Source organism: Gracilimonas amylolytica, from assembly GCF_002911695.1.
In the GTDB taxonomy this organism is placed as follows: domain Bacteria; phylum Bacteroidota; class Rhodothermia; order Balneolales; family Balneolaceae; genus Gracilimonas; species Gracilimonas amylolytica.
This window is the reverse complement of the sequence record NZ_PQBS01000039.1, coordinates 17,817-28,911: the sequence shown is the minus strand read 5'-3', so window position 1 is coordinate 28,911 and position 11,095 is coordinate 17,817. Positions and strand designations below refer to the sequence as shown.

Below are 11,095 nucleotides of genomic sequence, written 5' to 3'. Positions count from 1 at the left end.
TCTGTTAGACTTTAAGTATTGAGAAAGGCAGTCAACTCTGCTTTTTTATAATACCAGCGAGCCGGAGACAGGCTAACCGAGTGTGTCGAGCAGAACTCGAAATCCCGAATCAGCCCCTCCGGCTTCGGTATTATCCAAACCTAAATAGCATGCTAGTAAAACACTACGAACAGAGTCAGGTCCGATAATACCTAGCTGGCATACGTCATTAAGGTTAATCAAACATGAGGATTTTTTATGGATCTCACAAATCTAACCCACTTTATTGGTATAGATATTTCTAAAGATACCCTGGACTGCTGGCACCGTCCTTCCGGGGAACATATGCAGTGCGCAAATTGCGAGTCCGGTTTCCAACAACTAAACCAGTGGATAACCGAGGCGGGATGTACCGACCAGAACAGTGTTATTTGTATGGAGGACACCGGAATCTATGGTAAACGACTATTGGTTGCGTTAACCCAAATGGGATGGAGATGCTCGGTAGAAAAGACCACCATATTGGAAAAGGTGGGCCCGGACCACCATCGTAAAGATGACCAGTTTGATGCTCAGCTACTGGCTGAATACGCGGATCGTTTTGCTGATCAGTTATCACTGAGCACCCCGGCAGAGCCGGTATTAGATCAGCTTCAACAACTCTATGCTGAACGTCGCCGGCTGATACGCCAGCAAACGGCCACCAAAACCAAGCAAACGCAATCGGCCCAACAGCCGGACTGCCCGGAGCTGGTGCGCCAGGGGTGGGAAGAGCAACTACAGTTATTTGACAACCATATTGCCCAGTTGGAACAGCACATTCGGCAGTGCATACAAACCCATGATGGGCTGCAGGAATACTACGACTTGCTGGTCAGTATTCCTGGTATTGGAGAAGTTACCGCCTGGATGTGGCTGATTCTCTTTTTTGGAGAACAAAAATTGAATCCTAAGGCTATTTCCTCCCGTTTTGGAGTAGCTCCCCATAGTCATAGTTCAGGAAGTTCGGTGCGTGGGAAAACGCGTTCTTCCGGCCATGGAAGTGCAGAAGCACGTTCTACGTTAACCATGGCAGCCCGCTCGGCCAGTACACACAACGATAAATTCAGTGCCTATAAACAGAAAAAACTGGAGGAAGGTAAGCCTTGGCCGGTAGTTCGTAATAACCTGGTAAACAAATTAATCACTATTATATGTGCCATATGGAACAGCCAAACTTGCTATAAATCAAACCATGAATCCAGATTCGACAAACAAAAAAAGGCTGCTTAGTACTTGATTAAGTCATAGCATTCGGGATCAGGGTGACCCTTTTCTTTGTATTTGGATGCCTAATTTGTTTAGATCACAAACCTGAGACCGCAATAACTTACCTGTTTGTTAACTCTTAGCCTCAATTAGATCCAACACCTTCTCCACGGCTTCTTCAATGGATAGCTCATCGGTATTGACAGTGAGTGCCGGATTTTCAGGGGCTTCGTGATTCGCATCATAGCCGGTGAGTCCTGAGATCTCTCCTTTTTCGGCCTTGGCATAAAGGCCTTTGGGGTCTCGTTCCTGAGCCGTTTTTGGATCACAGATGATATGAACCACTTTGAAATTTCCTTCAGGGAATAAAGCTTTGACAGCCTCTCGGTCTGAGTCAAATGGAGACACAAAGGTACAGATCACAATATTTCCGTGCTCAAAGAACAAGCGGGACAAGTGTCCTACTCTGCGGATATTTTCACTTCGGTCTGCGGCGCTGAACCCGAGGTCGCCATTCAATCCATGCCGAACCTGATCTCCATCCAGCAGCATCGTCTGTTTACCGGATTCGAATAATCTTTTCTCCACTTCTTTGGCAATGGTACTTTTTCCGGCCCCGGAAATTCCGGTCAGCCAAAGTACTTGTGCTTTATGACCGTTTCGTTTCTCACGTTCTTCCCTTGGAATATTCCACGGCTCCCAGGTCACATTAGGTGAGTGCTGAGTTTTGAGTTTTGATTTTTGAGTCGAATCATCTTTCGACACTGTTGATCCCGCTCGCATCATACCGGCCCCGACCGTTACATTGGTAGCCTTATCGATGATGATAAAGCTTCCGGTCTTTTTATTGACCTGATAGGCGTCAAAGAACAGGGGCTGACTGCTCACCAGTTTCACCCGGCCGATCTCATTCAGCTCAAGCTTGTTGGCATCTTCACGGCCCATGGTATCCACATTCATGCGATACACAATATCATTCGCATAAACCTGGGTTCTGCGGGTGTTGTGCTGCAACACATATTGCTTACCCGGCTCCAAGGCTTTGCCGTCCATCCAGCAAACATAGGCTTCGAAATCATTTCTAACAGTCGGCACGTTATCTTTGCGGACGATCATATCTCCGCGGGAAATATCGATCTCATCTTCAGTGGTCAGCGTAACAGAATCTCCCGGATAAGCAACTTCCAGGTTCTCACCCCGCGTCACGATATCCTTGATCTTGGTGGTCAACCCGGATGGCAATACTTTTACTTCATCACCAGGGCGCACATGTCCGGATGCTACCCGACCTGAAAACCCTCTGAAATTCTGATTCGGTCGGATCACATACTGCACCGGAAACCTGAAATCTATGATATTTTCATCAGCATCCACCTTCACATTCTCGAGATGATGCAGTAGGGTTGAACCTTTGTACCACTCGGTATTTTCACTTTTATCCACCACGTTATCTCCCTTCAGAGCAGAGATCGGGATGTAGGTCACATCCGTTACATTCAATTTCTTGGCAAAGGCACTGAATTCAGAGACGATCTCATTGTAGACGTCTTCGGAGTAATCCACGAGATCCATTTTGTTGATAGCGACCACCAGGTGAGGGATCCTCAAAAGTGATGAAATAAAAGCGTGGCGGCGGGATTGTGTCAATAGTCCTTTAGAGGCATCCACAAGGATAACCGCCAGATCAGCTGTGGAAGCACCGGTCACCATATTTCGGGTGTACTGAGTATGCCCCGGAGTATCCGCAATAATAAATTTTCGTTTTGGGGTCGCGAAATAACGGTAAGCTACATCAATGGTGATCTTTTGCTCGCGTTCGGCTTTGAGTCCGTCCGTCAACAGAGCCAGGTTTACATCCTCTTCCCCACTGCTCTTACTGGATTTCTCGATCGCCTCCATCTGATCCTCAAAAATAGACTTGGAATCATAGAACAACCGCCCGATCAGCGTACTTTTTCCATCATCCACACTACCGGCTGTGGTAAAGCGCAGTAGGTCCATGTCGAGGTATTTACTGCCTGTGGCATCAGTAGAATTGAGTTCAGAGTTTTGAGATTTGAGTGGGGACATAGGTTTTAGTGTTTAGTTTTTAGTGCTTAGTTGGCTTGTTTTAACAATTGCAGTCAGAAGTTTTACAAGCTCCAGGCACATTTCATATTCTTGTTCAACATTAACTTTCATGGCATCACTTGCTTTGAGTAACTCTAACCAATACAGAGATTCTCTTGCCTCCTTTGAAGCGATTCCCATCTTATTCGTAAAGTCTTTTTTAGAAACGGCTGCTCCTGCTTCATTAACATTTGCTCCAATGGCTGTTCCAGATCGGAGTATCTGCCTTCCTAAATCAAATTCTTTTTGTTTATTCAATTTCTTTTTCAGGCTTAAGATCATCAATGCAAATTCAAAGCTTTTAGTATAGATAGGACCTTTGTTTTTCATTTCTCTAATCGTCTAGTTCATTGTTTAACAGTAAGAGTCCTGAATTTCTGATTCCTTACAAAAATTCTTCAACTAATCACTAAAAACTCAAAACTAAGCACTAAAAGTATCCTTGCCTTTTCCGATCTTCCATAGCCGTTTCGCTGCGCTTGTCATCATGGCGGTTGCCGCGCTCGGTTTGTCGGGCTGAGGCCACTTCCTGAATGATCTCCTCCATATTGGATGCCGTAGATTCCACCGCTCCGGTACAGGTGGCATCCCCAATGGTTCTGAAACGAACGGTCTTAGTGACCACTTCCTCATCATCCATTTTATTCACAAAATCAGTATCTGCCAGCCAAACACCGCGCCGATCAAAGACCTTACGTTCATGGGCAAAATACAAGGACGGTATCTCGATCTCTTCCTGTGCGATATACTGCCACACATCCATCTCCGTCCAGTTACTGATCGGAAACACACGGAAGTTCTCGCCTGGCTTTTTCATTCCGTTGTACAGGTTCCATAACTCAGGACGCTGATTTTTTGGATCCCACTGACCGAAAACATCCCGGTGTGAGAAAAAACGCTCCTTGGCACGGGCTTTTTCCTCATCACGGCGACCACCGCCCAATGCAGCGTCCACCTGATGTTTTTTCAAGGTATCTAAAAGGGTTACGGTTTGAAGGGCATTGCGACTCGCATCAGGTCCGGTTTCTTCCTCCACATCTCCCTTATCAATAGACTCCTGCACACTTCCGACGATCAACTCCACTCCATACTTCTCAACCAATTTGTCACGGAATTCGATGGTCTCCGGGAAATTATGTCCGGTATCCACATGCATCAGTGGGAAAGGAATTTTACCGGGATGAAATGCTTTCAGAGCCAGATGGAACATCACGATAGAATCCTTACCACCTGAAAATAAGAGGACCGGCCGGTCGAATTGGGCGGCCACTTCTCTCATTACATAGATGCCTTCGTCTTCAAGTTCTTTTAAATGCGATTGTTTTTTTCTTTCGCTCATTGCGTTTTTGATTGACGGGGGACCGTCTTTTTAGTTTTTAGTTTTGAGTGATGAGTTTTGAGTGATCACTTTACATCCACAAACTCATCCATCCCCAATAAAAAATAAGGGTTTTTGAAAGTTTCCTTGTTGTAGCTTAGCGGAGAGTATTTCTCTCCGTTCTTACCAGAATATCGGTAAACGGCATCGGCAGCGGCCGTGTCCCACTCCATAGTTGGCCCAAGTCGCGGATAAAGATCAGCTTTACCTTCTGCTACCAGACAAAACTTAATGGAGCTTCCGGAGGGAACTTCTTCACTGACCTCAATACCAAGTTCACTTAATTTTTTTTGAGTAGAGTCATCTCCGTGAGAACGACTGACTACGATCCTTGCCGGTTCAGATCTTTGAAAGGTTTCTGTTTCCAGCTTTACTGCTTTGTTATCGCCTTCCCGCTTGTATGAGCCAATGGTCTCATCCCCATAATACATAACATCGAAAGCAGGAACATAAACCACACCAAGCACCGGCTTATCTCCCTTGATCAAAGCGATATTAACCGTGAATTCACCATTTTTTTTAATGAATTCCTTGGTTCCATCCAGGGGATCAACCAACCAGAAAGACTCCCAGGATCTTCTTTCCTCGTAGTCGGGAATACCGGACTCTTCGGATATGACCGGAGTTTCGGGATCGATCTCTTTTAATGCGTTTACAATGATGTGATGGGCGGCAAGATCTGCCTTGGTGAGCGGGGAGTCATCCTCTTTGGTAATGACTTCAACGTCCGTCTCATAAAATTCTAAAATTTTTTGCCCCGCCTCTTCTGCAGTTTTAATAACCTGATTGAGCATTTACCTCTTTTAAAAATTCCAAATATAGGGTATTAAAGATACGGCAATTAGTCCGACTATCAAATTCAAGGGCAGCCCAATCTTAGTAAAATCAGTGAACTGATAACCACCGGGTCCATACACCATCAAATTGGTCTGATAACCGATCGGTGATGAAAAACTGGCCGATGCCGCTACGATCATTACCATGGCAAAGGGCATGAAATCGACCCCAAGAGTAGCTGCAAGTGACAGAGCGACCGGAAACACTAATACCGCGGCTGCATTATTGGTGATCATCTCTGTTAGTAACCAGGTGGCCAGGTAGGTCAGAGCTAACGCAAGAGTGGGATTATCTCCCGCAAAGGAAAGCAGGTTGGTAGCCAGATATTCTGCGGTACCGGTGTACTCTAAAGCACTTCCCAATCCCAAAGCTGAAGCAATGGCGATCAAAACCCGCCAATCCACACTTTCCAGGGCATTCGAATATCTGAAGCTTTTGGTGACCAACAGAAAACCACCGGCAACAATAGCTGCCTGAAGCATACTCAGGATCCCGGTTGCAGCCAGCACTACCATGCCTACCAATGAAAGTCCAGCCAGCCAGGCTTTTTCGTATGTGACAGGAGTTGAGTCTTCGATCGGACTCACCAGATAGAAATCACTGGAGTTGCGGTACTTGTTTACAAAATTGGGGTGAGCCTCAAGGAGTAACACATCCCCCATTCGCAAAGTAATATCCCCGATCTTTTCATTGATCCGCTCGCCGCTTCGTGAAACGGCGATCACCACGGCATCATACCGGTCCCTGAAATGCCCATCCCTGATGGTTCTTCCGATCAGAGGGTTTGAACGGGATACCACCGCCTCGATCATTTTTCTCTCATTGCGGGGGGCATTCAGCTTAAACACCTGATCGGTAGCGGGTTCCAATCCAGTGATCTGCTGAAGATCAATTATAGAATCCACAATACCGGTAAAGATCAACCGATCGTTGCCTTTAAGTATTTCATAAGGGCCAACTGCCGGAATAGTTCTCTGATTACGCTGAATCTCTATCAAATATAGACCCGGCAGATTTCTTAGCCCTGCATCTTCAATGGTCTTACCTGTCAAAGCACTTTCCGTTTCCACGATCATCTCAATAGTATATTCCCTCGGGTCCTTAAAAGTATCCAAACTTGAGCCTCTAACAGGCAGTAACCGCTCTCCGAATAGCATCAGATAGACAAAACCGGCAATCGCCACCGGGATTCCAATAAGCGCCGGCTCTAATAATCCAATAGTCTGCAACGATCCATGCTGAATCATCAGTCCATTGATGATGAGGTTGGTACTGGTTCCGATCAGCGTGCAGGTACCTCCTAATATAGCGGCATAGCTCAAAGGGATCAGGATCTTGGATACCGGGATCTGAGAGATACGGCTCCACCGCTCCAAAGCCGGAATGAAGGAAGCCACTATCGGCGTATTGTTCAGAAAAGCACTCATGACCATCACCGGACTCATAATGCGTAACTGCGCCTTTTTGACCGTTTTTGCATCCCCCATCACTTTTTGAACAATGAAATGAATAGCTCCGGTTTCCTTTAGTCCGGCCGCTACAATATACAAAGCCGCCACAGTCAGCATTCCCTCATTCGAAAATCCGGATAGAGCCTGTTCAGCAGGTAGAATTCCTGTTATGAAGATCACCGCAAGCCCCGCAAATAAGATGATATCAACTGATATGGATGTGCCTACCAGCAGGAACAGGCAGATCAGGATCACCCCTAAAACAAACCAGCCTTCAAATGTCATGTATTTTCAATTCTGTATGTGATTTAGTGAGTGCGGAATATATCATCAGGCGGGCAGAGGAAAAAATCGAAAAAACGAAAAAGAACTTTGAAGATGTAACCAACAAACCCGTATATTTGGCGCCTACTTAACCGTAGCCGCTGTGGTGGAATTGGTAGACACGTTGGACTTAAAATCTTTACGATCGTCCAATGCAGCCAATAGAGCCCTATTTTGGCTACTTTTTGTTACCATTTTGTTACCAAAAGCCCTCCTTATATCGTACTTCTTTGAATAGAAAAAAGCCCGTTGTGGATCTAATAATTTTCTTATTTCCACACCTGAGGTGCGCAAGATTTTGATGTTACGCCTGTCTTAATTTTCACAAACAGGAGTACATTATGGATTACAAAATCTACCCATTCAAGCGCGACAAAAAATATCGTCTCTTCATTAGGTTTATCGATGAGTACGGGCAGAAGAAACATCTGTCCACCGGCCTCACTTACCCACTCAAGCATACCAAGAAAGAACGCCTCTTAGCTCTTAAAGAAGCTGAGAAAGTGGCCGAGGATAAAATCATCGCCTATTACAAAGGGGAAAAGGACACCAAACCCAAGATTGATTCCCTTCGCGTGTTCCTCAGCAACCACTACTATCCGCATATTCGAAGCAATTTAAAAGCTAGCACAGTAGTCAGCTACAAGAATGCCTTAACCCATTTCATTCGGGTGTGTGGCTCAAAACCCATCGCAGCCTATTCCAAGACCGACATTCAGAAGTACAAGGTCAAACGCTTCGATAAGGAAGGCATCAAGAAGACCACCATTAATATTGAACTCAGAAGTATTAAGGCGGCCTTCTCATGGGCCTACAAGAATGACTTTTTGGATAAGCACCCGTTTAAAGGTCAAGACTTTTTGTTCAAAGCCAAGAGTAAGCGCAGAGCCTTTAAGGAGCATGAGCTTGAGCAGTTAATGAAGCAGACGGAAGGCAAAATGATTGGTCTCGTTATTCGCCTAAGCTATTACACAGGCATGCGGGTAGGCGAGCTATCGAAAATGCGATGGCGAATGGTCAACTTGGAGAAAAGCTACATCCAACTGACCTCAACCATTACCAAGTCGGCCAAGTCCCGGATTATACCATTAAGCCCAAAGGCATTTAATATTGTCAGGATCTTAGAGGCGCAACTCAAGGAAAAGCGGAAAAAAAAGGAGCACTGGTATAAAGATAAACCCTTCCCGACCTGTTATGTACTTCAAAAGAAACGGGGATATGGCCGATACGAGTGTCGTAGCATTCAGGATACCTTCCGAAAACACATGAACAAGGCTGGACTCCCTAAAGAGTTAACCTTTCATAGCCTCAGGCATACCTTTGCGACAAGAGCATTGGAAAATGGCGGAGATATCTACGCGGTAAGTAAGGTTATGGGGCACTCAACTCCTATGATCACTTCCCAATTCTACGATCACAGTACGGCTCTTAAATACAGAGATGTGATGGATTTGTTACCGTAGTCAATACTTGATTTGTTGATGGAGCCCATGAAGATTCGCTTTTTTGTTGATTTGTGCAAATGAAGCCTTCATGGGTTTTTTTATGACATTGGGAAGATTGGTGAAAAATGAGGCATTGAAAAACGAATACAATTCCTTCAGCCCTCATAGCTCACTCAGATACCTATCTTCCCCAATGGGGATCTTAATAGTTTCTTTTCTTATTGGTTTGTAATTTATTAAAAGAAATATCATTCTTTTCTTTGGGAATCGATAAACCACGATCAGTTGGTGCCATATTATCCATTCCATTATTACTGGACATAGACAATTTAGCTTGTGATACAGAGTAAACAATGAACAAACTAGTCACTGAAGGATCGGTAACGGAGTAACTTGATTGGGTTAACATATCAACCTCAATTGCCGGACTGGAAGCTGACGGGTCACTGACCATATTTAGCTTGCCACTCTCAACATTATCGGTGAAAGACCAGTCAATATTCATAGAATTTGAGGAATTTCGTTCAAGTCTCAATTCCCATATAACTTCATCCTGATTATCACTAATAGGTCTATAGTCCTCATACAAATTCATCCCATCATGCTTAAACCCGGTAAAGAATGCTCCTGGCGGTGCAATAGGTGGGCTTTCTACATCATTATCATCTAACCCCTCACGATTGCTACTACTATTTAAAAGAGCAAAAACAAGGTTATCTCGACTATAGGTTCCATCCGAAACATTCATCTTTGCCTGGAACGCATCAACAGAATTCACCTGAATAAAATAGGCAGTCAGTGTTTTATCGCTATCCATTTTTAGGGTAATCGGGTTATTAGAAGATGTGTTAGCTCCCCCCCATCGATCAAACTGCCAGTTACTGTTGGGAATTGCCTCAATCGTCTCTATTTCATTTTCATCGTAGGTACCACCTGAAGGGTTTACCGTACCTGGATCCCCACTTTGAGGATCAATTGTTACATCTAAGGTATACTCTGCGACTGCTCCAGTATCAGATCCGGAAGGGGTTTTCTTACACGTTATCAATAGAAATACAGGAATTAATAAAATGACGGTAATTTTAAATAAACGTTTCATGATGAAATCATATTGAATTTTGAAATTTCTATTGTTTGGAAAGAGTTACTGTTCCACTAGCTGTGGCTTTAATGAAGTAGCCATAACCAGGCAACATTTGACTAGCTTCCACCATCTCATATTCTCCCGAAGAACTATTAAAGGTGACTTTCCATATTATATTGTTCTCAATAATACTACCAGGATCCTGAATATCGGTAGATATATTCAATGTATCCGCTATCGTTCCAACCAGATTCCATCCTTTTGCCAAATCCAGAGTCAAGTTACCAAGTAGGTTACCGTTAAACTCGACGGTTTCATTGGAATTTAACTTCACCCAGTAGGCTTTTCCATTTGTTGGACTTGTAACAGGATTGTAATTACCTGAAAATTCGAAAACATCAGTTGAAATAGTTTGTGAGAAATAATCACTCATTTTTTGCCCACTCATTTCTTCCGGAATACTTATCAAATTCCATCCTTCCACATAATTTACGGTTATCGGTTCCCCGCCAGTAGTTGGTGGGTTATTAGCCTCATCCGTATAGCATAGTACACGATAATTCAAGCCGTACCAAGAGCCAAGGCTCAACTCATAATTATTAATGTTATCATGGGCAAAAAAACCAGAAGGTCTATTTCCGTCATGCCGGGCGATAAGATAATGTCGATCACTAGTATACCATCTGTTCCCATTTCTCTGCACAAGCATACTCTTCCCCTCAGATTCATTGAGGTCAACATCGTCAAAAAACGTTAACAAAGAACCATTTTGCTGATAATAACTTTCAATTTGTAACCAGTCTGCCAATTTATATTGATCTCCAAGCTCAGAAGTACAAGCTAGTGTTAGATCATCATTTTCAGAATAGGTCGAAGTAGTAGAGGAGAAAGTAATACTTGAAGATGAATTCTGAACACCCGTTCCGCTGACAGCTATACTTTGGTCAGTTGCCCCGGCAGAGGTGTGAATAATATCTTCGTTATAGGATTGTTCCGCTGTGGGCGAAAACCGCACGTAAATCGTGGTCGCTGCCACACTGCCTCCCCCATCCGGGCTCAGCGTCAGGCTCCCACCAAATCCGGTCGTCTGAGAGGTTGACACAGAAAATGCACCACCCGTCGACACCGTCAGGTCCCCGGTCAAATTACTGGCTGACAACGCATAGCTCAGTGTTGAGTTTTGGCCCACTTCCACGTCCCCAAAACTTACCGGGTCCGTAGGTACAGTGATCGTTGGAGA

Annotated in this window: 9 protein-coding genes; 2 read left to right on the top strand and 7 right to left on the bottom strand. The window is 44.5% G+C overall.

The window, feature by feature from the left end:
- Positions 1-237: 237 nt before the first annotated feature.
- Complete coding sequence (locus tag C3B73_RS12240) at positions 238-1,251, top strand: IS110 family RNA-guided transposase (protein WP_103664008.1); 1,014 nt, start codon at positions 238-240, stop codon at positions 1,249-1,251.
- Between the two features lie 108 nt (positions 1,252-1,359).
- Here C3B73_RS12240 and cysN read toward each other — a convergent pair whose 3' ends face one another.
- The 5 genes from cysN to C3B73_RS12215 form a co-directional block, all read right to left on the bottom strand.
- Positions 1,360-3,297 (bottom strand): sulfate adenylyltransferase subunit CysN, encoded by a 1,938-nt coding sequence (gene cysN / locus C3B73_RS12235; protein ID WP_103665902.1) that lies wholly within the window; start codon positions 3,295-3,297, stop codon positions 1,360-1,362.
- A gap of 12 nt (positions 3,298-3,309) precedes the next feature.
- Entirely contained in the window at positions 3,310-3,666 is a 357-nt protein-coding gene (locus C3B73_RS12230) for a four helix bundle protein (protein WP_103665901.1), read from the bottom strand.
- A gap of 100 nt (positions 3,667-3,766) precedes the next feature.
- Complete coding sequence (gene cysD / locus C3B73_RS12225; protein WP_103665900.1) at positions 3,767-4,675, bottom strand: sulfate adenylyltransferase subunit CysD; 909 nt, start codon at positions 4,673-4,675, stop codon at positions 3,767-3,769.
- A 65-nt stretch (positions 4,676-4,740) separates the two neighbouring features.
- Entirely contained in the window at positions 4,741-5,508 is a 768-nt protein-coding gene (gene cysQ, locus C3B73_RS12220) for a 3'(2'),5'-bisphosphate nucleotidase CysQ (protein ID WP_103665899.1), read from the bottom strand.
- A gap of 9 nt (positions 5,509-5,517) precedes the next feature.
- Positions 5,518-7,287, bottom strand: coding sequence for an SLC13 family permease (locus C3B73_RS12215; RefSeq protein ID WP_103665898.1), 1,770 nt, complete (start codon positions 7,285-7,287; stop codon positions 5,518-5,520).
- Positions 7,288-7,667: 380 nt separating this feature from the next.
- Here C3B73_RS12215 and C3B73_RS12210 point away from each other — a divergent pair, with 380 nt between their 5' ends.
- Positions 7,668-8,789, top strand: coding sequence for a tyrosine-type recombinase/integrase (locus tag C3B73_RS12210; protein WP_103665897.1), 1,122 nt, complete (start codon positions 7,668-7,670; stop codon positions 8,787-8,789).
- 184 nt (positions 8,790-8,973) lie between these two features.
- Here C3B73_RS12210 and C3B73_RS12205 read toward each other — a convergent pair whose 3' ends face one another.
- Both C3B73_RS12205 and C3B73_RS12200 read right to left on the bottom strand, forming a co-directional pair.
- Complete coding sequence (locus tag C3B73_RS12205) at positions 8,974-9,870, bottom strand: InlB B-repeat-containing protein (RefSeq protein ID WP_103665896.1); 897 nt, start codon at positions 9,868-9,870, stop codon at positions 8,974-8,976.
- Positions 9,871-9,898: 28 nt separating this feature from the next.
- Positions 9,899-11,095, bottom strand: a 1,197-nt coding sequence (locus C3B73_RS12200) for a hypothetical protein (protein WP_232803200.1), incomplete at its 5' end; no start/stop codon positions are given.